The organism is Streptomyces sp. NPDC003011, assembly GCF_053591515.1.
Window position 1 is genome coordinate 108,612 of record NZ_JBSFTY010000011.1, and the last position, 23,135, is coordinate 131,746.

A 23,135-nucleotide genomic window follows, 5' to 3' on the forward strand; every position below is an offset into this window, starting at 1 on the left:
TCTCCAGGAAACCGGGGAAGCCAGAAGGGGGGAAAGCGCTTACCGAGAGCGCCTACTCAAGGTACGCCAGGCCGGGATGGACGTCGGTGTAGCCGTCGACCAGCCGACGGGCCACGTTCACGGAGTCGACCAGCGGGTGCAGCGCGAAGGCCTTCACGGCCGTCGCGCGCGAGCCGGACTCGGCGGCGGCCAGCACCTCGCGCTCGACCGCCTTGACCGCGCAGACCAGGCCGGTGGCGTGGTCCGGCAGCGGGGCGACAGCGACCGGGTGGGCGCCGTTGGCGTCGACCAGGCAGGGCACCTCGATGACGGCGTCCGGGTCGAGCACCGAGAGGGTGCCCTGGTTGCGCACGTTGAGGATCAGGGTGGTGCGCTCGTCGCGGGCGATGGCCCGCATCAGGGCGAGGGCCACCTTCTCGTAGCCGCCGGACAGGTCGTCGGCGTCGCGCTCGCCGGCGCCCGCCGTCTGACGGTTCTCGGACATGTACGTGGCCTCCCGCTCGGCGCGGGTGCGGTCCCAGGCGGTCAGGGCCGCGGCGCCGGGGCGGCGCATCTCCTCGTAGAAGCGGGCCTGCTGGTCGGCCAGGAAGGCGCCGCGGGTCTTCTCGGCCTGCTGGTAGGCGCGGACGGTCTCGCGGTTGAAGTAGTAGTAGTGCAGGTACTCGTTCGGGATCGCGCCGAGGGACCGGAGCCAGTCCACGCCGAAGAGCTTGCCCTCCTCGAAGGAGCCGAGCAGTTCGGGGTCGGCGAGCAGGCGCGGGAGCTCGTCCCGGCCGGCGACGCGCAGGCCGCGGACCCAGCCGAGGTGGTTGAGACCGACGTAGTCGATCCACGCCTCCCGCGGGTTCGCGCCGAGGACGCGGGCGATCCGGCGGCCGAGGCCGACCGGGGAGTCACAGATGCCGATGACGCGGTCGCCGAGGTGACGGGACATGGCCTCGGTGACCAGTCCCGCCGGGTTGGTGAAGTTGATGACCCAGGCGTCGGGGGCGAGGCGGGCCACCCGCCGGGCGATGTCCACCGCCACCGGCACGGTCCGCAGGCCGTACGCGATGCCTCCCGCGCCGACCGTCTCCTGGCCGAGGACCCCTTCGGCCAGCGCCACCCGCTCGTCGTTCGCCCGGCCCTCCAGGCCTCCCACGCGGATGGCGGAGAAGATGAAGTCGGCGCCGCGCAGCGCCTCGTCCAGGTCGGTGGTGACGGTCACCCGGGGGGCGTCGGGCACGTCGGCCGCCTGCTCATGCAGTACACGGGCGACCGCATACAGTCGGCTGTCGTCCAGATCGTGCAGAACGACGTCGGTGACCCGGCCTTCGGCCCGGTCCGCCAGCAGCGCCCCGTACACGAGTGGCACCCGGAATCCGCCGCCGCCCAGAATCGTCAGCTTCACGCTGCCCCTGCCTTTCCTGCCAGCACCACGTCGACACCGGCCTCCTCCAGGGAGGCCCGCGTCGCCGGGTTCACCGGCGCGTCGGTCACCACCACGTCCAGGTCCTCGGGACCGCAGACCTTCGCCATGCCCGTACCCGGGAACTTCGCCGAGTCGGCGAGCAGGACGACCTTGTCACCGGCGTCGATCATGGCTCGTTTCACCGGGACCTCGACGACGGTCGTGTCCATCACCTGCCCGCCCGGGCGCACTCCGCTGGTGCCGAGGAAGAGCCAGTCGGCGTGCAGCTGGCGCAGGTTGTCCTCGGTGAGGAAGCCCACCAGGGAGCGGTACTCGCGGCGGACCATGCCGCCGAGCAGCACCAGCTCGATGCCCTCGTCGTCGGCGAGCTCCTCGTAGACCACCAGGTTGCTGGTGATCACGGTGAGCCGGCGGCCGTGCAGCTGCCGGGCCAGGCGGTAGGCGGTGGTGCCGATGTCCAGGAGCACCGACTGGCCGTCGGCGACCATGGCGGCGGCGCGCGCGGCGATGGCGTCCTTCTCCGCCACCCGCACCTCGGCGACCTCGTCGAAGGGCTGATCGCCCTCGTCGACCACGGCGCCGCCGTGCACCCGCGTCAGCAGGCCGTCCTCCTCCAGTTTGACCAGGTCACGCCGGACCGTGGCGGGGCTCACGCCCAGCTGCTCGGAGAGATCGGTCACGGCTGCGGGGCCGCCGGAGCGCAGGGCCCGCAGGATGAGTTGGTGTCGTCGTTCTGCCAGCACACGGCGAACACTACTCGTCATCTTCAATCATTTCCATGCTCAGGTCTGCTCGGGTATTGACCAATCTCACCGAGCAGCGCACGATTCCGGTCACCGAAATGAAGAGTTTTGACGAGCTCTCCCGACGAGAGGATGTGCGCGTGGACGCCGACCAGCCTCAGGTGCTGCTGACCGGGCTGCTCTTCTACGACCTCGTCCTCACGGGTCTGGGCGGGCAGCCGACGCCCGGCGAGGAGATCTGGACGGCCGGTATGGGCTGCGGCCCGGGCGGCATCGCCAACCTGGCCGTCGCCGCCTCCCGCTTCGGTCTGAGCACCTCCCTGGCCACGGTCTTCGGCGACGACTTCTACGGTGCGTACTGCCAGGAGATCCTGGCCGGCCAGGAAGGCGTCGACCTCTCGCTCTCCCGCGTCGCCGACGGCTGGCACACCCCGGTCACCGTCGCGCTCGCCCACGGGAGCGACCGGGCCCTGGTCACCCACGGCCAGGAACCGCCGTACTCGCAGGACGCGCTGATGGGCGACCCGCCCGAGGCGCTGACGGCCCTCGTCCACCTCGAGGCCGAACCGCGCGCCTGGCTCGCCAAGGCCGCCGCGAACGGCACGCGGATCTACGCCGACGTCGGCTGGGACCCCACCCGGCAGTGGTCCACCGGCCTGCTGGACCAGCTCTCCCTGTGTCACGCCTTCCTCCCGAACGAGACCGAGGCGATGGCCTACACCCGCACCGACAGCGCGGTCGCGGCCCTCGGCACGCTCTCCGAGCTGGTGCCGGTGGCCGTGGTCACGCGGGGCGGGGACGGTGCCGTCGCCGTCGACCAGACGACCGGCGAGTACGCCGACGTCCCGGCGCTCGACGTCGACGTCCTGGACGCGACGGGCGCCGGGGACGTCTTCGCCGCGAGCTTCGTCGCGGCCTCGCTCGGCGGCTGGCCGCTGGAGCAACGGCTGCGGTTCGCGGTCCTGGCCGCCGGGTTGTCCGTACAGCATCACGGGGGCGCGCCGGCGGCCCCCGGCTGGTACGGCGTCGACCGCTGGTGGCGCTCCCTGACGGACCCCGGGCTGCGGCGGACGTACGGCTTCCTGGCGGAGCGGCTGCCTCAGGACCCCGGCCCTCCCGTGCGGCACGCCCCCGTCACGCCGCCCGCACGGCAGTACTGACCCCAGCGGGGGCACTGCCCCTGCGCCGACCGCCCCCACGGCAGCACAGCCCTCTACGCGGCACTGCCCCCACGCACCTGCACCACCCTGAATCGTCCCCTGTGGGACGTCTCGAACAGATCCGAAAGGCGGTGGGAGCTGTGCGGCTCTCACGAAGAGGCCTGCTGCGCGCGGGCCTGGCCGGTACGGCCGCCACGGCGCTCGGCGGCCTGGCGTCCGGCTGTGCCGTTCCGACCGGCTCGACCGGCCGGAACATGGTCCTGTGGTACTGGAGCGGCGGCCTGAGCGACACCGTCGTAAAGGAGGCCCAGGCCCGCTACGGCAAGGACGTCACCCTCAAGGCCCAGCAGATCGGCGGCTACTACCGGTCCAAGCTGCTCACCACCATGACCGGCCGCGCCCACATCCCCGACATCGCCGGGCTCAAGGGCGAGGACATGGCCTCCTACCTGCCGAACGCCGACCAGTTCGTGGACCTGCGCACGCTCGGCGCCGAGAAGTACAAGAGCCGGTACCTGGACTGGAAGTGGCAGCAGGGCATCGCCGACGACGGCACCCTCGTCGGCTTCCCCATCGACGTGGGCCCGGTCGTGCACTACTACCAGACCGCCGTCTTCGAGAAGGCCGGCCTGCCCTACGAGCCGGACGACGTGTCCCGGGAACTGGACACCTGGGAGGCGTTCTTCGCGGCGGGCGAGCGGCTGAAGAAGCGTGTTCCCGGGGCGTTCCTGCTCACCGACGTCGGCAGCGTCTTCGAGATGTCGCTCGGCCAGGGCACCACCCGGTTCGTGGACAGGGACCGGCACTTCATCGGCGACGGTGAGCATGTCCGCGCCTGCTGGGACCGGGCCGTGGAGGCCAAGCGGCGCGGGATCGTGTCGGACATCGTGTCGGGCACGCCCGACGCCAACTCGGCCATGGAGCGGGGGCTGCTGCCCAGCGCGCTCAACGCCTCCTGGGCGGCCGGCGACCTGAAGCTCGGCGTGCCGAAGACGGCGGGCAGGTGGCGGGTGGCGAGCTGTCCCGGCGGCCCGTCGAACGTCGGCGGCTCGTTCCTCGCGATCACCAGGGCGTGCCGGGAACCCGAGCGGGCCTTCGAGATCATCACCTGGATGCTCAACGCTGGCAACCAGGCCCAGGGCTTCGTCGACGCCGGGCTGTTCCCGTCGACGCCCGCCTCGTACGAGATGAAGAAGCTGCGCGAGCCGGACCCGTTCTTCGGCGGCCAGATCACGATGGACGTCTTCGGACCGGCCGCCGAGAAGATCCCGGTCTCCTCCAACAGCCCGTTCGACATCGCCCTCGGACAGCCGATCCGGGACGAGATCAAGAACGTCGGCGTCCTCGGCAAGAACCCGGACACGGCATGGAAGGACGCCATGAGCACCTGCCGGCGCATCGCGGACCACCTGGGGGTGAGCCACTGATGGCCACCGCTCCCCTGCTCGAACAGCCCCCGGCCGTCCTGGCCGAGACCCCGGCCGTCCACCCCGGGAAGGGCGTCCTGAGCCACTGGCGCCTGTACGCCGCGATCTCCCCCTTCTATCTCCTCTTCCTCTGCTTCGGCCTGATCCCCGTCGGTTTCTCGCTCTACCTGTCCTTCCACCGCTGGGACGGTCTGGGCCCGATGGAGTGGGCGGGTCTGTCGCAGTACCGCTATCTGCTGGCCGACGGCGCCTTCTGGAGCTCGATCGGCACCACGATCGTCATCTGGGCGCTGGCCACCTTCCCGATGATCGCGCTGGCGATGGTGACGGCCGTGATGCTCAACTCGGCCGTCCGCTTCAAGAACGTCTACCGCTTCGCGTACTTCCTGCCGAACGTCACCTCGATCGTCGCGGTCGCGATCATCTTCGGTTCGATCTTCTCCACCAACTTCGGCCTGATGAACGCCCTGTTGCAGGCCGTCGGGCTGGACCAGGTGGCGTGGCTGAACACCCCGTGGGGCATCAAGGCCGCCATCGCCACGCTGATGACCTGGCAGTGGACCGGCTACAACGCGATCATCTTCCTCGCCGGGCTCCAGACGGTCCCGGGCGAGCTGTACGAGGCGGCGCGCATGGACGGCGCCGGTCCCGTGCAGACCTTCTTCCGAATCACGCTGCCCATGCTGCGGCCGACGCTGCTGTTCGTGCTGGTCGTCTCGACGGTGACCGGGCTGCAGAGCTTCGCCGAGCCCCAGGTGCTGCTGCAGACCACGGCGAACGAGTCGACGTTCTCGGGCGGCCCCGACCACGCCGGCCGGACCATGGTCCTCTACTTCTTCCAGCAGACCTTCGACAACAACGACTTCGGCTACGGCGCCGCCGTGGCGTGGGGCATCTTCCTCGTCGTCGTCATCTTCTCGATCGTCAACTGGCGCCTGGTGCGGCGCCGGGACGAAGAATAGGAAGGCCGCTCACCATGGCATCCATCAAGGGGTACCGGAGCCGGGGCATCGCCCTGCACGTGGTCCTGGTCGTCGGTCTGCTGCTGTCGGCCTTCCCGTTCTACTGGGCCGTGATCATGTCGACGCACACGTCGACCGAGATCTTCTCCTATCCGCCGAAGCTGCTGCCGGGCTCGCACCTGCCGGAGAACGTCCGTCATCTCTTCGACACCGTCGACTTCTTCGGGTCGATGGTCAACTCGCTGCTGGTCGCGGTCTCGGTGACCGTGCTGGTGCTGTTCTTCGACTCGCTGGCGGCGTTCGTCTTCGCCAAGTTCCAGTTCCCCGGCCGCCGGGCGCTGTTCGCGCTGATGATGGCGATCTTCATGGTGCCGGCGCAGCTGGCGGCCATCCCCCAGTTCGTGATCATGGCGAGGATCGGCTGGATCGGCACGATGACCGCGCTGATCGTCCCGGCGGCGGCCAACGCGTTCGGCATCTTCTGGATGCGCCAGTACATGAAGGGCGCGATCCACGACGAACTCCTCGACGCCTCCCGGATCGACGGCGCGAGCTTCCTGCGCCAGTACTGGCACGTGGCGCTGCCGGTGGTCCGCCCGGGCCTGGCGTTCCTCGGCATCTTCACCTTCATGAGCCAGTGGAACGACTACGCCTGGCCCCTGATCGCCCTCACCGACCCGGACAACGTCACCCTCCAGGTCGCGCTGTCCCAGCTCAACGGCACCCAGGGCACCACCGACTACGGCATGGTCATGACCGGCGCGCTGCTCGCCCTGGTCCCGCTGCTGATCGTGTTCGCGGTCGGCGCGAAGCAGATCATCGGCGACCTCGGCAAGGGGGCCATCCGTTGAGGGACCCGCTGCTGGCACTCCGCCCCTGGGAAGCGCCCGAGGTGACCTCCTGGGGGCGGTTGCCGATGAACGCCGTCGACCGCCGCGCCGGGGCGCTGAAGCTGGACGGCGACTGGCGCTTCCAGCTGCTGCCGGCGCCGGACGCGCCGCTCTCGGACGTGTGGTCGTCGTCGTACGTCCCTGGTGTCTGGACGATGCAGGGTACGGACGACCTTCCGCAGTACACGAACGTCCGTATGCCGTATGCAGAATTCCCGCCGCAGTCGCCCGCCGCCAATCCGACGGGTGTCTACGAGCGGACGGTGGACGTGCCCGCCGCGTGGGCCGGCCGGCGGATCACGCTCCAGGTCGGGGCCGCCGAGAGCGTGCTGCTGGTGCACGTGGACGGGCGGCCGGTCGGCGTCTCCAAGGACTCGCACCTGGCCGCCGAGTTCGACCTGACGGGGGTCGTCCGCCCCGGCGCGCGGGCCGTCGTACGGCTGACCGTGGTGAAGTGGTCGGACGCCTCGCACATCGAGGACCAGGACCAGTGGTGGCACGGCGGCGTCACGCGCTCGGTGCTGCTGTACGCGACGGACCCGCTGCATCTCGCGGACGTGACCGTGCGCGCCGGCCGGTACGGGGAGCTGCGGGTCGACTGCCGGGTGCGGGACGCGGGCGGCGCGCTGCCCGCGGGGTGGTGCGTCAGCGGCGAGCTGGACGGTCACCTGCTCACGCAGGACCGTGAGTTCGACCGGGCCAACGCCGGGGACGACCGCGTCTCCGACTTCCTCGGCGAGGCGCGGCTGACGGCCACCGTGCCGGACGTGCGCACCTGGAACGCCGAGACACCCGAGCTGTACGGTCTGACCGTCCGGCTGCACCGCGCCGACGGCACGGTCGCCGACGCCTCCCACCACCGGGTCGGCTTCCGGGACGTCGAGATCGCCGGCCGGGACCTGCTGGTCAACGGCGAGCGGGTGTACATCCGGGGAGTCAACCGGCACGACTTCCATCCGCTGACCGGGCGGACGGTGTCGTACGACGACCTGCGCGCGGACCTGGTGCTGCTGAAGCGGTTCGGCTTCAACGCGATCCGCACCGCGCACTACCCGAACGACCCGGCGCTGTACGACCTGGCCGACGAGCTCGGCTTCTACGTCGTCGACGAGGCCGACATCGAGTCGCACGACCACGCCCACGAGATCGCCGACGACCCGCGCTATCTGAACGCCTTCGTGGACCGGGTCTCCCGGATGGTCCTGCGCGACAAGAACCACCCCTCGGTCATCGTCTGGTCGCTGGGCAACGAGTCCGACTACGGGGCCAACCACGACGCGGCGGCGGGCTGGGTGCGCCGGCACGATCCGACCCGCCCCCTGCAGTACGAGGGGGCGGCCAAGCGCGGCTGGGCGGATCCGGCCCTCGCCTCGGACCTCGCCTGTCCGATGTACGCGCCGCTGGAGGAGTGTGTCGCGCACGCGCTGTCCGGAGAGCAGACCAAGCCGCTCATCCAGTGCGAGTACTCGCACGCGATGGGCAACAGCAACGGCACGCTCGCCGACCACTGGGCCGCCATCGAGTCCACCCCGGGACTTCAGGGCGGCTTCATCTGGGAGTTTTGGGACCACGGCATCCTGCAGCGTGTGAACGACGCAAGACCGGTCGGCCGCGGGGGCGCCGGACTCTGTGACAACGGTGTCGCCGCGCCCGGATACCGCTGGGCGTACGGCGGCGACTTCGGCGAGACGGTCCACGACGGCGCGTTCATCGCGGACGGCGTGGTCTTTCCCGACCGCACGCCGAAGCCGGTGATGTACGAGCACCGCGAGATCGCGGCGCCGGTGCGCCTGGGGTGCTTCGAGCACGAGGGCGTCGTCCTCGGCAACCACCAGCACTTCCGGGGGCTGGACTGGCTGGCGGCCGAGTGGGAGCTGGCCCTGGCCGACGGGCGGACGCTGACCGCGCCGGCCGAGCTGCCCGCTCTGCGGCCGGGTGGGACGGCGGCGGTGCCGCTGCCGTTCGAGCTGCCCGAGGACGGCGGGGAGGCGTGGCTGACGCTGCGGGTGACGACCGCCGGCGACGAGGCGTGGGCGCCGCGCGGCACGGTGGTGTGTCTGCCGCAGGTGCGCCTGCGGGCGGCTTCCCCGAGCCCGAGGCGGTCCGTCCCGACGGCGCGGAAACGTTCCGTCGGGACCGGGACCGGGATCGGGACCGGGATCGGGATCGGGATCGAGGTCGACGGCGACGGCCTGCTGGTGCACCCCCTGCTCTCGGCCGCCCCCACGCTGTCGCTGTGGCGGGCGCCGACCGACAACGACGAGCTGGGCGGGACGGCGCCGCGCTGGCGGGCCTGGGGGCTGGACGCGCCGGTGCGCAAGGTGGTCGGCGTGCGCCGGACGGAGGGTCGGGTCACCGTGTCCGCGGAGTACGCCGTCCGGGCCGGTGTCGTGAGGCACACGCAGGTGTTCACCCAGGCCGGGGGCGGCCTGCGCGTCGAGGAGTCAGCCGAGCTGCCGGACCCGCTCACCGATGTCGCCCGGGTCGGCTCCCTGTTCGAGACGGTGCCGGGCCTGGACCTGATGGAGTGGTACGGGCAGGGCCCCTGGGAGTCGTATCCGGACCGCGCCTTCGGGGCGCCCGTCGGCCACCACTCGGTGCCCGTGGACGCGCTGTTCACCCCGTATCTGCGTCCGCAGGAGAGCGGCGGCCGGCACGGCGTACGGCGCTTCACGCTGTCGGCGCCGGACGCCACCGGGCTGACGGTGGAGCTGGACGAGCCGCGCCAGGTTTCGGTCACCCGGTACCGCGCCGGGGACCTGAGCGCGGTGGCCCACCACGACGAGCTCGTCCCGCGGGCCGGCTGTGTGGTGCACCTCGACGCCGCCCACCGGGGTCTGGGCACCGCCTCGTGCGGCCCGGACACCTTCCCCTCCTATCTCGTCGCACCGGGCGTCCACCGCTGGAGCTGGACCCTGAGCGCGCTCTGATCCCCACGCCCTTCCCGCCACCCATGACGCAGTGTTACGGAGCACACGTGTGCGTTTCGCATGAGCACGACCAGGGCGAGGCCGCGCAGGCCGGTGCCGGCAGACGCGGTTTCCTGCGGGCGACCGCCCTGCTGGGCGCCACCGCCACCGCGGGCCTCGCGCTGCCGGCGTCCGCCGAGGCGGCCCCGGCCTCCGCGGCGGGCCGGCGGCCCGACCCCGACAGCCGGCGCTTCACCCTCGCCGTCATGCCCGACACGCAGTACCTCTTCGACGGGCCCAGCATCGACAAGGCGCCCGTCGAGGCGTCGCTGCGCCATCTGCTGGAGCACGGCGAGGAGGACACCATCGTCTTCCTGTCCCACCTCGGCGACCTCACCGAGAACGGCGCCCGGGCCGAGATCACCGCGATCAGCGAGGCGTTCCGGCTGCTGGACCGGCGCGGCGTCGGCTACAGCGTCCTGGCCGGCAACCACGACGTGAAGTCGTCGACCGACGACCAGCGGGGCGCGACACCGTACCTGGACGCCTTCGGGCCGCAGCGGTTCGAGGGCAGGCCGACGTTCGGCGGCGCCTCGCCGGACGGCTACAACACCTTCCACCTCTTCGGGGCGGCCGGCCGCAAGTGGATGGTGCTCGCGCTGGACTGGCGGCTGTCGGCGAAGGGGTACGCGTGGGCCGAGGAGGTCATCGCCCGGCACCCGAGGACTCCCGTGATCCTGACGACGCACGAACTGGTCGCCGGGGACGACTCCCTGTCCGCGTACGGGCAGCAGCTGTGGGACCGGCTGATCGAGGACCACGACCAGATCTTCCTCACCCTCAGCGGGCACTACTGGCCCGCCGGCCGCGCGACCCGGCGCAACGCGGCGGGACATGACGTCCACCTTCACCTGACGAACTATCAGAACCGGTATTACGGCGGCGCGGGGATGATCCGCCTCTACCACTTCGACCTGGACCGGAACGTCATCGACGTGGAGACGGTGTCCCCGTGGATCCTGGGCCGGGCCGCGAAGGGCCTCAACGAGCTGGAGCGGCGGGAGATCGAACTGAGCGGCGACGCCGACCGGTTCTCCGTCGCCATCGACTTCGCCGACCGGTTCTCGGGGTTCGCTCCGGTGCCCGCGCGCCCGGCCCGGCCCGCGTCGAGGATGCTGGTCCCGGGCACGGCCGCGTACTGGCGTTTCGAGCAGGCGGTGACCGGTACCGTCCGGGATCTGTCGGGGCGCGGCAACGACCTGACCGTGGTGAGCGTGGGCGGCGGCTCCCTGGGGTGGTCCCCGGACCACCACCCGGACCAGCCCGGCCACGGCAGCCTGGAGTTCCACGGCTTCAAGTCGCCGCTGAAGGGCGCCTACCTGCGCACGGTGGACGGCGCGCCCCTCAACGCGGCCACCTTCAGGGCCGGTTACACCATCGAGGCCTTCTACCGCGTCCCCGCCGACTGGGATCCCTCCCACAACGCCTGGTCCGGGCTGGTCAGCCGTACCGGCACGGGCGGCGCCGCGGGCCGGACCGAGGGCGACCCGGACGAGCCGCTGGCCACGCTGTCCCTGTCCGACGGCCCCGGCCCGCAGTGGGCGGCCCGCCCGCTCAACCAGCAGGGCATCGCCACGAACTGGGGCGACGAGACGGCCCGGGAGGTGTGGTGGCACGTCGCCGTCGTCAACGACGGCTCCCGCACGACGCTGTACGTCGAGGGCTGCCCCGTCGCCCGCAATCCGCACGCCCGGGCCGTCGGGCTCACCTCGCTCGGACTGCCGTGGCTGCTGGGCGGCTACGAGTACGCCGGCACGATCGACCAGATCCTGTACGGCCGGCTCGGCGACGTCCGGATCGTCGAACGCGCCCTTCCCGTCACCCAGTTCATGAACCACTGACCCCGTCGCCGAGGACCACGATGACCGAGCAGCAGCTGCCCGTGTGGGCCGACCCGTCCGTCTCCCCCGCCGGCCTCGACGCGCAAGGGGTCTCCCGCCGCGGGCTCCTGCGCCGCGCGGGCCTGTTCGGCGCGGCCTTCGCCCTCGGTCCGGCGGGCGTTCCCGCGGCGGCCGCGTCCGGCCGGGGCCCCGGCGGCAGCGACCCGCGCCTCGCCTATCTCGTCGGCGACCATCACATCCACTCCGTCTACAGCCACGACGCCAAGTACACGTTCTCCCAGCTGGCCGCCGCGGGCGCCGCGTACGGCCTGGACTGGATGGTGTTCACCGAGCACTCCAACGTCGGCCACGCCGAGTACGGGGCGTCGCTGGAGCACGCGGAGATCCTCCGGGCCCGGGCCGAGAACCCGCGCCAGCTGATCTTCCAGGGCCTGGAGTGGTACATCCCGGCCGCCGAGCACTGCACGGTCTTCGCCGCGCCCGGCCCGCACGAGGCCGACCTGCTGACCCGGTTCGAGAGCGCCTACGACGGCAAGCTCCTCAGGTACACCGAGGGTGCCGCCGGCGCGGCGGACACCGCCCGCAACGAGGCGCACGCCGTCAAGGCCCTGCGGTGGCTGGCCCGGCAGCGGCGCACCGGTTACATCGACGACGTGCTGGTCCTCGCCAACCACCCCCTGCGCCTGGGCATCGACTCCCCGCACGAGATGCGCGCCTGGCGGGACGCGGCCCCCGAGATCATGATCGGCATGGAGGGCGCGCCGGGCGCCCAGGGCGCGGCGATCCCCGGCTGGCGCGGGACGACGTCGATCCGCGGCGAGTACGAGAACAAGCCGTCGGCGCAGTCGTGGGCCGGCTACCCGGCGGACGCCTACCTGACGTACGGCGGCTTCGACTGGACGACCTCGACGGTGGGCGGGCTGTGGGACGCGATGCTCGCCGAGGGCACGTTGTTCTCCGTCACCGCCAACTCGGACGCGCACCGCGTCGTCTTCGACACCTGGAAGAACGGCGACTGGCCGGCCGGCCAGGACTTCGACCGCACCGGCAAGCTGCCCGACCCGGTGGACACGGACACCCCGCAGCCCGGCAGCGACTTCTGGCCCGGTCAGTTCAGCCGTACCCACGTCGGTGTCACCCGCTACGGCTACCGCGCGGTGATGGCGGGCCTGCGCGCGGGCCGCGTCTGGCTCGACCACGGGCACCTGCTGGACGGGCTGGAGGTACGGCTGTAGCGCGAGCGCGACCACGGCCGGGGCGTCACCCTCGGCGGCCGGCTGCGCGTACGCAAGGGCGACGAGCTCACCCTGGACGTCACCGTGACGACGGCCTCTCGGCCCAACGCCCGTGGGATCCTGCCCGAGTTGGCGCACGTGGACGTGATCCGGGGCGCGGTGCGCGGCCCGGTGGCCGACCGGGACACCTGGCGGGCGCCCGACACCCGGGTCGTGCGGTCGACGGACGTGTCCGGCCGGAAGGGGACGTACACCCTGCGGATCCCGCTGGCCGCGGGCGACGAGTCCTTCTACGTCCGGCTGCGCGGCAGCGACGGCAACCGCAACGGCGACGGGTATCTGGGCGCCTCCGTCGACCCGCACGGGCCGATTCCGCACGCGCCCGGCGACGGCGACCCGTGGGCCGACACGTGGTTCTACTCCAACTCCGTCTTCGTCGACGTGGCAGGCACCTGAGGAAGCCGGGGCCGGTTCGTCGGCGGACTTCGCGGGCCGGGCGGGCCGACCGCTCGCCCGGCCCGCGTCGTCCGTCTCAGGCGTAGAACCGCGACAGGCTCCGCAGCACCGCCGCCGGCTTGGCCCCGCCCTCGATCTCGATCGTCCCGTCGACGGTGATCTGCACGCCGCCCGCCACCTCCTCGACCTCCGCGAGCCTGCCCACCAGCCGGATGCGGGAGCCGGCCTTCACCGGCGAGGGGAAACGCACCTTGTTCAGGCCGTAGTTGACCTTGGTCGTCACGCCCTGGACGTCCAGCAGCTCGGTGAACAGCGGGATGAAGAGGGACAGGGTGAGGTAGCCGTGCGCGATGGGGGCGCCGAACGGGCCCTCCTTCGCGCGGTCGGGGTCCACGTGGATCCACTGGTGGTCGCCCGTGGCGTCGGCGAAGGTGTCGATCCGTTCCTGCGTGACCTCGATCCACTCGCTGGTGCCCAGGTCGCTTCCGGCGAGCTTCTTCAGTTCGTCGAGACCGTTGACGGTGAGGGCCATGTGGCTGTCCTTAGGTGAGAGGTGAGCGTCAGGAGGCGGCGCCGAAGCGCTTGCGCACCCGGGCCTTGAGGAGCTTCCCGGAGGCGGTGCGCGGGAGTTCGTCCGCGATGACGACCGACTTGGGGATCTTGTACTTGGCGAGGCGTCCGGCGAGCGAGGCCAGTACCTCGCCGGGGTCCGGCGAGGTGCCCGCGCGCGGCACGACGACCGCGCGCGGCACCTCCCCCCACCTGTCGTCGGGCACGCCGATGACCGCGCACTCGACGATGTCCGGGTGGGTGAGGAGCAGGTCCTCGATCTCGGCGGGGTACACGTTCTCCCCACCGGAGATGATCATGTCCTTGATGCGGTCCACGATGAAGACGTAGCCGTCCTCGTCGGCCCGGGCCGCGTCCCCGCTGCGGAACCAGCCGTCGGCGAAGGCGGCGGCCGTCTCCTCGGGCAGACCCCAGTAGCCGGGCATGACGTGCGGCCCGCGCACCACGACCTCGCCGGTCTCGCCGGTCTTCGCCGGAGCGAGGTCGGGCCGCACCACCCGTACGTCGCTGAAGAAGTGCGGCACCCCGGCCGACCCCGCCTTGCTCACGGCGTGTTCGGCGTCCAGGAACAGTGTCCCGGGGGCCGCCTCCGTCATGCCGTAGCCCTGGAGGAAGGTCAGGCCGCGCTCCTGGTACGCGGCGATCAGCGGGCTCGGCACCGGGGAGCCGCCGCAGGTCAGGATGCGCAGCGACGACAGGTCGGCGTCCTTGAACCGCGGATGCCGGGCCATCTGGTCGAACATCGTGGGCACCCCGAACATGAAGGTGATCCGGTGGCGTTCCACCAGGTCGAAGGTGGCCTCCGGTTCGAAGGCCCCGACCAGGACGCAGGTGCCGCCCTTGAGGAGAACCGGCAGGGTGAGCATGTTCAGGCCGGCCGTGTGGAACAACGGGGCGGAGACCAGGGCGCGTTCGTCGGCGATCAGGTCGGTGTCGACGAGGACGTTGATCGCGTTCCAGGTGAGGTTGCCGTGGGTGAGCATCGCGCCCTTGGGGCGGCCGGTCGTGCCCGAGGTGTACATGATGATGCAGGTGTCGTCGGGCGCGACCGGTTCGTCGACGGGGTCGGCGGCGGCCGAGGCCAGCGCCTGCTCGTACTCGGCGCCGACCTCGACGTAGGTGCGGACGTCCGTGCTGCCCGGCAGCCCGGCGACCAGGGCCTGGAACGACGGGCCGTAGACGAGGGCCTTGGCGCCGGAGTCGGCGAGCTGGTAGGCGATCTCCGGGCCCGCGAGGCGGGTGTTGAGCGGGACGAAGACCGCGCCGAGGGTGCCCGCCGCGAACAGGGTCTCCAGATAGGAGGGGTGGTTGGGGCCGAGGTAGGCGATCCGGTCGCCGCGCCGGACGCCCCGGGCGCGCAGGGCGTGGGCGAGACGGGTGGTGCGTGTATGCAGTGTGCGGTAGTCCGTCGACTGCTCACCGTGGATCAGGGCGGTGCGGTGCGGGGTCTTGCGAGCCCGGCGTGCGGGCCATGACCCCAGTCCCTCGTTGCGCATCGTGACGCCCCTTTTATGGTGTGGTCAGCCCGAGCAGGCGGGCGGCGTTCTCCTTGAGGATCTTCGGCCGGACCTCGTCCTTGATCGACAGCTTGGCGAAGTCCGCGAGCCAGCGGTCCGGAGTCAGGACGGGGAAGTCCGAGCCGAAGAGGACCTTGTCCTTGAGCAGCGTGTTGGCGTACTGCACCAGCTGCGGCGGGAAGTACTTCGGCGACCAGCCGGACAGGTCGATGTGCACGCCCGGCTTGTGCGTGGCGACGGCGAGGGCCTCGTCCTGCCAGGGGAAGGAAGGATGCGCCAGGATGATCTTCAGGTGCGGGAAGTCCGCGGCCACGTCGTCCACGTGCAGCGGGTTGGAGTACTTCAGCCGGATCCCGCCCCCGCCGGGGACTCCGGCGCCGATGCCGGTCTGGCCCGTGTGGAACAACGCGATGGTCCCGGTCTCCTCGATCACCTCGTAGAGGCCGTAGGCCACCGAGCGGTCGTTGGGGAAGAAGCCCTGGATGCTGGGGTGGAACTTGAAGCCCTTCACCCCGTACTCCTCGACCAGGCGGCGGGCCTGCCGGACCCCCGCCCTGCCCCGGAAGGGGTCGATGGAGGCGAAGGGGATGAGGACGTCCGCGTTGGCGGCGGCCGCCTCGGCGACCTCCTCGTTGGGCACGGGGGCCGTGCCGGTCGCGGACTCGGCGTCCACCGTGAAGATCACGGCCGCCATCTTCCGCTCGCGGTAGTACGCGGCGGTCTCCTCCAGGGTCGGCTTCCGCTTGCCCTCGACCTTGAAGTAGGCGGAGGAGGCGTCGTGCAGGTCGTCGTCCAGGGAGGAGTGGCCCTTGGAGGACACCTCCGCGTGGGTGTGCACGTCGATCGCGACCAGGTCGTCGGCGTTCAGGGAGAGGGCCATCACGCCTCCGGGAGAGCGGGCGCCGCAATGCCGACCGTCTGGAGTTCGGCGCCGACCGAGGTCGGCCAGGCGGTGGCCAGGGTGTCGGGGGTCCAGCCGCCGTCGGCGTAGGCCGCGCTGATCTCCTGCGGATGCGACCAGAGTGCCACTTTGTCGCCGCCGATGCCGATGGCCTGGCCGGTGATCCCGCGGGCCGCCTCGGAGGCGAGGAAGGGAACGAGCGCCGCGCAGTCCTCGGGGGTGCCGAAGCCCTCGCCCTTGCGGAGGAAGTCCGGAAGCGGCTCGCCGTTCTTCATGGCCTCGACGTACGGGGCGAAGGCGGGGATGGTCTCGGTCATCGCGGTGGCGGCGACCGGCACGATCGCGTTGACCGTGATGTGCGCGCGGCCCAGTTCCATGGACCAGGTGCGGGCCATGGCGGCGATGCCGGCCTTGGCGGCGGCGTAGTTCGTCTGCCCGAAGTTGCCGCGCTGCCCGGCCGGCGAGCCGACCAGGATCAGGCTGCCGCCCTCGCCCTGCTCGCGCATCCGGACGGCGGCGGCGCGGGCGCAGGTGAAGGTGCCCTTCAGGTGGGTGGTGATCACCGCGTCGAAGTCCTCGTCGGTCATCTTCCACAGCACCTTGTCGCGCAGGATGCCCGCGTTGGTGACCAGGACGTCGAGCCGCCCGAACTCCTCCACGGCACGCCCGACGAGCCGGTCGGCGGCCTCCGAGGTACCGACCGGGACCACCTCGGCGACGGCGGTGCCGCCCGCCGCGGTGATGGACTTCACGGCCTCCTCGGCCACGGCCTCGTCGATGTCGTTGACGACCACCAAGGCGCCGTGGGCGGCCAGAGCGTGCGCGTAGGCGAGGCCGAGGCCCCGGCCACTGCCGGTGACGACGGCGGCCTTGCCGGTGAGATCGATGCTGGGCACGGGCGGGTCCCTTCACGAACAGAACGAGATGAACAGAACAGGGATGAACAGAACAGGGATGAACGGAACGGGATGAACAGGGCGGGATGAACGACTCGGGTGAGGAACAGGCACGGGTGACGCGGCGACGAGATCGAAGCTAAGAGCAATAATTGTTGACGTCAATAGTTGTTGCGGTCCCGTCCGTGCGTCATGCTGGGGCCGTACGCACGAACCGCCCCGCCCGGGGCCCGGCCCAGGGAGCCCGCCATCGCCGGCCAGCAGCACGCAGCACAGACCGCCGTCGGCCCTGCCCCCGTCGATGCCGAGGAGCCGTGGATGCGCGGGCTGCACGCGGACACCGGCTATCTGCTGTACCGGCTCGGGCTGCGCTCGGGGCAGCTGTTCAACGGCTTCCTCCAGGAGTCCGGCCTGCGCCTGCGCCACTACGCGCTGCTGCGTTTCCTCACCACGTCCGAGGGCGCGCTGCAGCGCGAGCTGAGCACGTCCCTCGGCTACGACCCCAGCGCGATTGTCGGCCTGGTCGACGACCTGGAGAAGCTGGGGTTCGCCGAGCGCCGCCCCTCCCCCGACGACCGGCGCAGCCGCATCGTCGTACTCACCGCGGACGGCCGCGCCTTCCTGCGCGACACCGACGAGGCCGGCCTGCGCGTCACCAACGAGCTGCTCCAGCCCCTCGACCCGGCCGAGCGCGATGTGCTCCACTCGCTGCTGCTCAGGGTCGCCGAGACCGGGCTGGGGTGACGCCGTGCCGACGACCGCCGACGCCGGCCTGTCGCAGGCCGTGCGGTCCGCGCCCGGCCGGCTGCTGGCCGTCCTCGCCGCCTTCGACCACGACCACCCGGCGCTGTCCCTGACGGACATCAGCCGCCGCGCCGGGCTGACCCTGACCACCGCGCACCGGCTCGTCGGCGCCCTCACCGAGTGGGGTGCCCTGGAGCGGGACGAGGAGGGCGTCTACCACGTCGGGCTGCGGCTGTGGGAGGTCGCGGCCCTCGCTCCGCGCGGGCTGGCGCTGCGGCAGGCCGCCCTGCCCTACCTGGAGGACCTGTACGAAGCGACGCACGAGAACGTGCAGTTGGCGGTCCGCGACGGATCGGAGGTCGTCTACATCGAGTGGATCTCGGGGCGTTCGGCGGTCGGCGTGCACATCCGGGTCGGGGCGCGCTGGCCGCTGCACGTCACCGGTGTGGGGCTGGTACTGCTGGCGTACGGCGGAACGGAACTCCAGGAGGAGTACTGCGCGGGCCCGCTGGCCTCGCTCACCCCGTACACCCTCACCGACGCGGGGCGGCTGCGCCGGGTGCTGGCCGAAGTGCGGCGCGCGGGCGTGGCGGTGAGTGACCGTCAGGTGACCGAGGACGCGCTGTCGGTGGCCGCGCCCGTGCGTGGACCGGACGGCACGCTGGTCGCGGCCGTGTCGGTCGTGGTGCCCCAGGCCGGCGCCCAGGTCCCGGTGCTGATCCCGGCGGTGCGGCTCGCGGCGCGCGGGATCTCCCGGGCCCTGGGATGGCAGCCGGAGGGGAGCCGGTCCGGGGACGGGTCCCGCGGGGCCGGGGCCGGGAGAGAGCGCTGAGGCCACCTCGTTCGCCGTCCTCCCGTCGCCTGCCCGGCCGTTGATCGCTACGAAGCGGTAACAGAACACAACCCGGGCGGAGTTGGCACCGTCTACTCACCCATGAAGATCTCCTTCCTCCTTCACAACGCCTACGGCATCGGCGGCACGATCACCACCACCTTCAACCTGGCCCAGGCACTGGCGGAGCGGCACGAGGTGGAGATCGTCTCCGTGCTGCGGCACCGGGAGAACCCCAACTTCACGCTGGACCCGAAGGTGTCACTGCGACCGCTGGTCGATCTCAGACAGGAGAAGGAGCACCCGTTACACCTGAGACCGGCGAGGGTGTTCCCCCGCGCCGAGTACCGGTACGGGCAGTACAGCGAGCTGACCGACCAGCGGATCGGCGAGCACCTCGCCACGGTCGACGCCGACGTGGTGATCGGCACCCGGCCCGGGCTCAACGTGCATCTCGCGCTCCAGGCGCCGCCCCAGGTCGCCCGCGTGGGGCAGGAGCACCTCACCCTGGACAACCATCCGCCGCGGCTGCGGAACACGCTGCGCCGGGCCTACCGCCGGCTCGACGCGCTCACCACGGTGACCGAGGCCGACGCCGCCGCCTACCGGCGCAAGACGTGGCTGCCGGGCGTACGGGTGGAGGCGCTGCCGAACAGCGTGCCGGATCCCGTGCTGCCGGCCGCGGACGGCACCGCCAAGGTGGTCGTCGCGGCCGGCCGGCTGGTCCCGGTCAAGCGCTACGACCTGCTCATCGGGGCCTTCGCCGACGTCGCCGCCGAACACCCCGACTGGCAGCTGCGCATCTACGGCAAGGGGGAGGAGCACGACCGGCTGCGCAGGCTCATCGCGGACCTGCGGCTGTGGGACAACGTGTTCCTGATGGGCGCGGCGGCCCCCATGGAGGCGGAGTGGGTCAAGGGCTCCATCGGTGCCGCCGCCTCCAACTTCGAGCCGTTCGGCATGACGATCGTGGAGGCGATGCGCTGCGGCCTGCCGGTGGTCAGCACCGACTGCCCCTACGGCCCCGCCGAGATCATCGAGGACGGCGTCGACGGCCGGCTCGTACCGGTCGGGGACCGCGCCGCGCTGGGCGCCGCCCTGCTGGACCTGGTCCGTGACGACGAGCGGCGCCGCCGGATGGGACGCGCCGCCCTGGAGAACGCGCGGCGGTTCGCCCCCGGCCCCGTGGTCGAGCAGGCCGAGCGTCTGCTCGCCGAGGCGGTGTCGGCGCGCCGGACGGGCAGCGCGAGCGCGCGGGGACGCGCCGGGGTGCGCCGGGTCCTGGTCGGCCAGGGCTTCGCCGCCCGCGACGCCGCGTACACCGCGGCGAGCGGCGCGCTGCGCGTCGTACGGAAGGGACAGCGGTGAGCGCGGAGGGAGCAGCGGTGAGCGCGGAGCAGAGTTCGCAAGCGCGTCTGGGCTGTACGGCCGACGCCGACGGCCGGATCGTCTTCGGCCTGCCGCCGGGTCCGGCCGGGGACCGGCAGCTGCTGCTGCGGCTGCGCCCCAAGAAGGGGCAGGCCGAGAAGACGCTCCATGTCCTGGACCTGGAGAGCGCCGATGACGGGTGCCGGCGGGCCGTCCTCGGCCCACGGCCAGTCCTCGCGGAGGGCCGGTGGGACGTGTACCTGCTCCAGGACGGGGGATCCCGGCGGCAGCGGCTGCGCCCCGGGCCGCGCGACCTGCGGGCCCTCGTCGACGGTCACCTCCGCGACTGGGCGGCACCGCTCGCCGTGCGGATCCCCTACGTCACCAAGGACGGCTATCTCGCGGTGCGGGCCTGGCTGCGCCCTGCCCACGCCGAGGCCGGCGGCGTCACCGTCACCGACCGGTCGACGACGGTCGACGTCCGCCTGCACGGCGCCCGGCTCCTGGCGGGAGCCGTCGTGCACCTGCGCCTGCGGGGCGGCGGCACCGTGCGCACCCTGGAGCCACGGCCCGGGAGCGACGGCCGGGGCTTCTCCTTCACGGTCGACCACGAGGAACTGGCCGCCGGGACGGGCACCGGAAGCGGCGTGTGGGACGTCTTCGTCCGGCCCGGGGCACAGGGTTCCCTGATCCGGGTCGCCCGTCTGCTCGACGACGTCGCGGACCGCAAGGAGGTGTTCGTCTATCCGACGGTCACCGCGGCCGGAGCCGCCCTGCACCTCTACTACACGGTCGACAACGACCTCGCCGTGGAGGTGAGGAAGGCGGCCGGCTGAGGTCTCCCACCGGAGTCCCAGACAGCGGAACGCCGTTTCACAGGATCGTCCCAGGTACGAGGCGCACGATGCATCCGCAAAGACGGATATCTCAGGAAGGCGTGCCGTGGGCGTCCCGCACACATCGAACCGGTCCGAGCCGCAGTCGCGGAGGTGGTCCCGGCGCGGGGTGCTCACCGCGCTCGGAGTGCTGCCGACCGCTGCCGTACTGTCAGGATGCGGCAGTCCGGCGGGTGCGGCGGAGGGAACGGGGGCGACCGCGTCCAGGCAGCCGGGCACGCGGGAGGCGGTGCTCTCGGTGACACCTGCCGACGGCACCACGAAGGCGTCCTTCACGCGCCCCGTCGAGGTCACCGTGACCGGCGGCACGTTCGCCTCCGTGAAGGTCACCGGGAACGACGGCTCCACCCTCCCCGGCTCGTTCGACGACGCCCGGACCACCTGGACCTCGTCGAGGAACCCGTACTCGGGGACGAAGTACACGGTCACCGCGGCGACCGAGGGCGGCGCCGAGAAGACCGCGTCCTTCACCACGAAGTCGCCCGGGGAGACGTTCGCCGGCTCCTGCACCCCCGAGGCGGGCTCCACCTCCGGCGTCGGCATGCCCGTGTCGATCACCTTCACGCACGCGGTGACCGACAAGGCCGCGGTGGAGAAGGCGGTCACGGTGACCGCCGAGCCCGCGGTCGAGGTGGTGGGGCACTGGTTCAGCGACACCCGCCTCGACTTCCGGCCCCGGACGTACTGGGCGGCCGGGACGACGATCACCCTCGGTCTGCGGTGGAAGGACGTCGAGGGATCGGATGGTGTCTACGGTATACAGTCGAAGGACGTCACCTTCCACATCGGCCGCAGCCAGATCAGCACGGTCGACCTCACCACCGGACAGATGACGATCGAGCGCGACGGATCGGCATACGCCACCTACCCGGTCACCGGCGGCGACGCCGAGCACCCCACCTGGTCCGGGATCATGGTGATCAGCGAGCGGCTGGAGCAGACCCGCATGGAGTCCTCCACGGTCGGCCTCGGCGACGAGTACGACATCGCGGACGTCCCGCACGCCCAGCGTCTGACCACGTCCGGCACCTTCGTCCACGGCAACTACTGGGCGTCGGCCTCGGTGTTCGGCGGCGAGAACACCAGCCACGGCTGCATCGGCCTGCACGACGCCAAGGGCGCGGACGACCCGTCCGCGGACGGCTGCCGGTTCTACGAGAGCTCGATGCTCGGGGACGTGGTCGTCGTGCGGAACTCCGGCGAGGACACGGTGGACCCCGCCAACGGGCTCAACGGCTGGAACCTGTCCTGGGAGGACTGGAAGGCGGGCAGCGCGCTCTAGCTCATTCGACTGGTCCACCTTCGGTCGCTGACCGCCGGCTTTCCCGTTTCCCGAGGGGCTCCACGCGCGCGTGGGGCCTCTTCTCCGTGCCGCGGAGACACTCTCCGTGCGCTGTCGCCGGTCAGCGCAGCTCCGCCCGGAACCCCGCCGGCGTCATGTCGGTGTGCTGGTGGAAGAACTTGGAGAAGTTCGCCGCGTCCGGGAAGCCGACCGCCGCGCCGACGCGGCCGATGGGGAGGTCCGTGTGGGCGAGGAGGCGTTTGGCCTCCAGGATCACGCGTTTGTCGATGAAGCCCTTGGGGGTCTCGCCGGTGGCGGCGCGGACCGCGCGCACCAGGGTGCGGCGGGAGTAGCCGAGGGCGTCCGCGTAGGCGCTGACGCTGTGGTTGGTGGCGAAGCCCTGCTCGACCGCCTGCCGGAAGAGGGTGAAGGTGGTGTCCGCCGTGAGCCGGGCCGCCTCCGCCGAGGTCGTCGCGAGATGGGCCAGGCGGAGCAGGAACGCCGTGAGCGAGTGGCGCAGGACCGACGTGTGCAGGCTCGGCGGGAGGGTGCTCGCGTCCTCGTACTCGCGCCGCAGCTGGGCGAGGGCGGCCCGGATCGCGGCGAGCCGGGGTCCGTCGGGGTGCAGCAGGGGCGGCAGGTCGTAGCGGTACAGGCCGGCGGCCTCGACCGTGTCGCGGGGCAGAAAGCCCGGTTGCATGGTCAGGACGGTTCCGCGGTACTCGCTCGCGGGCGAGAAGCGGTGGACCTGCCCCGGGCGGATCCACAGCACGTCGCCGGCCCCGGCCTCGTACTCGGCGAAGTCGATCATGTGGTGGACGGGGCCGTCGTCGAAGAGCATCACGACGTGGAAGTCGATGCGGTGGACGCGGTGCAGGGGCGCGTCGGCGTGCCAGGTACGGCCGGTTCCCATCGGGCCGACCTGCATGCCGACGCCGCCGACGCTCAGCTCGACCGGGAAGGGGAACGTTCTGATCCCGTCAGTGCCGCCGTCACCGGCTCCGGCTTGGATGGTTCTGTCCGTCATGTCCTTCT

At 71.7% G+C, this 23,135-nt stretch carries 18 protein-coding genes and 1 pseudogene; 12 read left to right on the forward strand and 7 right to left on the reverse strand.

Annotated features, from left to right (window positions below; all coding sequences use genetic code 11):
* Positions 1-52 precede the first annotated feature (52 nt).
* Together ACWD0J_RS08565 and ACWD0J_RS08570 are read right to left on the reverse strand one after the other, a co-directional pair.
* Entirely contained in the window at positions 53-1,390 is a 1,338-nt protein-coding gene (locus ACWD0J_RS08565; protein ID WP_451495005.1) for a 6-phospho-beta-glucosidase, read from the reverse strand.
* On the reverse strand, positions 1,387-2,154 hold the full coding sequence (locus tag ACWD0J_RS08570; RefSeq protein WP_451495006.1) for a DeoR/GlpR family DNA-binding transcription regulator: 768 nt from the start codon (positions 2,152-2,154) through the stop codon (positions 1,387-1,389). The genes ACWD0J_RS08565 and ACWD0J_RS08570 overlap by 4 nt, the downstream gene beginning before the upstream one ends.
* Positions 2,155-2,294: 140 nt before the next feature.
* Between ACWD0J_RS08570 and ACWD0J_RS08575 the strand changes: the two genes are divergently transcribed.
* From ACWD0J_RS08575 to ACWD0J_RS08605, 7 genes and pseudogenes are all read left to right on the forward strand, one after another.
* Positions 2,295-3,314, forward strand: a complete 1,020-nt coding sequence (locus ACWD0J_RS08575; protein WP_451495007.1) for a carbohydrate kinase family protein — start codon at positions 2,295-2,297, stop codon at positions 3,312-3,314.
* A gap of 140 nt (positions 3,315-3,454) precedes the next feature.
* The gene (locus ACWD0J_RS08580; protein WP_451495008.1) at positions 3,455-4,741 is read left to right on the forward strand and encodes an extracellular solute-binding protein; all 1,287 of its coding nucleotides are present in this window, start codon (positions 3,455-3,457) and stop codon (positions 4,739-4,741) included.
* Positions 4,741-5,703, forward strand: coding sequence for a carbohydrate ABC transporter permease (locus tag ACWD0J_RS08585; protein ID WP_451495009.1), 963 nt, complete (start codon positions 4,741-4,743; stop codon positions 5,701-5,703). The genes ACWD0J_RS08580 and ACWD0J_RS08585 overlap by 1 nt, the downstream gene beginning before the upstream one ends.
* Before the next feature lie 14 nt (positions 5,704-5,717).
* Complete coding sequence (locus ACWD0J_RS08590; protein ID WP_451495010.1) at positions 5,718-6,554, forward strand: carbohydrate ABC transporter permease; 837 nt, start codon at positions 5,718-5,720, stop codon at positions 6,552-6,554.
* Positions 6,551-9,523, forward strand: coding sequence for a glycoside hydrolase family 2 TIM barrel-domain containing protein (locus ACWD0J_RS08595; RefSeq protein WP_451495011.1), 2,973 nt, complete (start codon positions 6,551-6,553; stop codon positions 9,521-9,523). Before ACWD0J_RS08590 ends, ACWD0J_RS08595 begins: the two co-directional genes overlap by 4 nt.
* A 47-nt stretch (positions 9,524-9,570) precedes the next feature.
* Complete coding sequence (locus ACWD0J_RS08600; protein WP_451495012.1) at positions 9,571-11,403, forward strand: LamG-like jellyroll fold domain-containing protein; 1,833 nt, start codon at positions 9,571-9,573, stop codon at positions 11,401-11,403.
* Between the two features lie 20 nt (positions 11,404-11,423).
* Positions 11,424-13,094, forward strand: a pseudogene (locus ACWD0J_RS08605) (PHP domain-containing protein).
* Between the two features lie 76 nt (positions 13,095-13,170).
* On the opposite strand, the gene ACWD0J_RS08610 reads toward ACWD0J_RS08605, so the two are convergent.
* From ACWD0J_RS08610 to ACWD0J_RS08625, 4 genes are read right to left on the reverse strand one after another with little or no spacing between them, the layout of a single operon-like run.
* Positions 13,171-13,626 carry a MaoC family dehydratase gene (locus ACWD0J_RS08610; protein WP_451495013.1) on the reverse strand — a complete coding sequence of 152 codons (456 nt, stop codon included), beginning with the start codon at positions 13,624-13,626 and terminating at the stop codon, positions 13,171-13,173.
* Between the two features lie 28 nt (positions 13,627-13,654).
* Positions 13,655-15,160, reverse strand: coding sequence for an acyl-CoA synthetase (locus ACWD0J_RS08615; RefSeq protein WP_451495014.1), 1,506 nt, complete (start codon positions 15,158-15,160; stop codon positions 13,655-13,657).
* Positions 15,161-15,173: 13 nt separating this feature from the next.
* Positions 15,174-16,061, reverse strand: a complete 888-nt coding sequence (locus tag ACWD0J_RS08620) for an amidohydrolase family protein (protein ID WP_451495015.1) — start codon at positions 16,059-16,061, stop codon at positions 15,174-15,176.
* Positions 16,061-16,978, reverse strand: coding sequence for an SDR family NAD(P)-dependent oxidoreductase (locus tag ACWD0J_RS08625; protein WP_451495016.1), 918 nt, complete (start codon positions 16,976-16,978; stop codon positions 16,061-16,063). Before ACWD0J_RS08625 ends, ACWD0J_RS08620 begins: the two co-directional genes overlap by 1 nt.
* A gap of 192 nt (positions 16,979-17,170) precedes the next feature.
* Between ACWD0J_RS08625 and ACWD0J_RS08630 the strand changes: the two genes are divergently transcribed.
* From ACWD0J_RS08630 to ACWD0J_RS08650, 5 genes are all read left to right on the forward strand, one after another.
* Positions 17,171-17,722 carry a MarR family winged helix-turn-helix transcriptional regulator gene (locus ACWD0J_RS08630; protein WP_451495017.1) on the forward strand — a complete coding sequence of 184 codons (552 nt, stop codon included), beginning with the start codon at positions 17,171-17,173 and terminating at the stop codon, positions 17,720-17,722.
* A gap of 4 nt (positions 17,723-17,726) precedes the next feature.
* Entirely contained in the window at positions 17,727-18,554 is an 828-nt protein-coding gene (locus ACWD0J_RS08635; RefSeq protein WP_451495018.1) for an IclR family transcriptional regulator, read from the forward strand.
* 102 nt (positions 18,555-18,656) lie between these two features.
* The gene (locus tag ACWD0J_RS08640; protein ID WP_451495019.1) at positions 18,657-19,922 is read left to right on the forward strand and encodes a glycosyltransferase family 4 protein; all 1,266 of its coding nucleotides are present in this window, start codon (positions 18,657-18,659) and stop codon (positions 19,920-19,922) included.
* A gap of 17 nt (positions 19,923-19,939) precedes the next feature.
* Positions 19,940-20,758 carry a hypothetical protein gene (locus ACWD0J_RS08645; RefSeq protein WP_451495020.1) on the forward strand — a complete coding sequence of 273 codons (819 nt, stop codon included), beginning with the start codon at positions 19,940-19,942 and terminating at the stop codon, positions 20,756-20,758.
* A 106-nt stretch (positions 20,759-20,864) separates the two neighbouring features.
* The gene (locus tag ACWD0J_RS08650; protein WP_451495021.1) at positions 20,865-22,100 is read left to right on the forward strand and encodes a L,D-transpeptidase; all 1,236 of its coding nucleotides are present in this window, start codon (positions 20,865-20,867) and stop codon (positions 22,098-22,100) included.
* Between the two features lie 121 nt (positions 22,101-22,221).
* Here ACWD0J_RS08650 and ACWD0J_RS08655 read toward each other — a convergent pair whose 3' ends face one another.
* Positions 22,222-23,127: a helix-turn-helix domain-containing protein gene (locus ACWD0J_RS08655; protein WP_451495022.1), complete on the reverse strand. Its 906-nt coding sequence runs from the start codon at positions 23,125-23,127 to the stop codon at positions 22,222-22,224.
* Positions 23,128-23,135 lie beyond the last annotated feature (8 nt).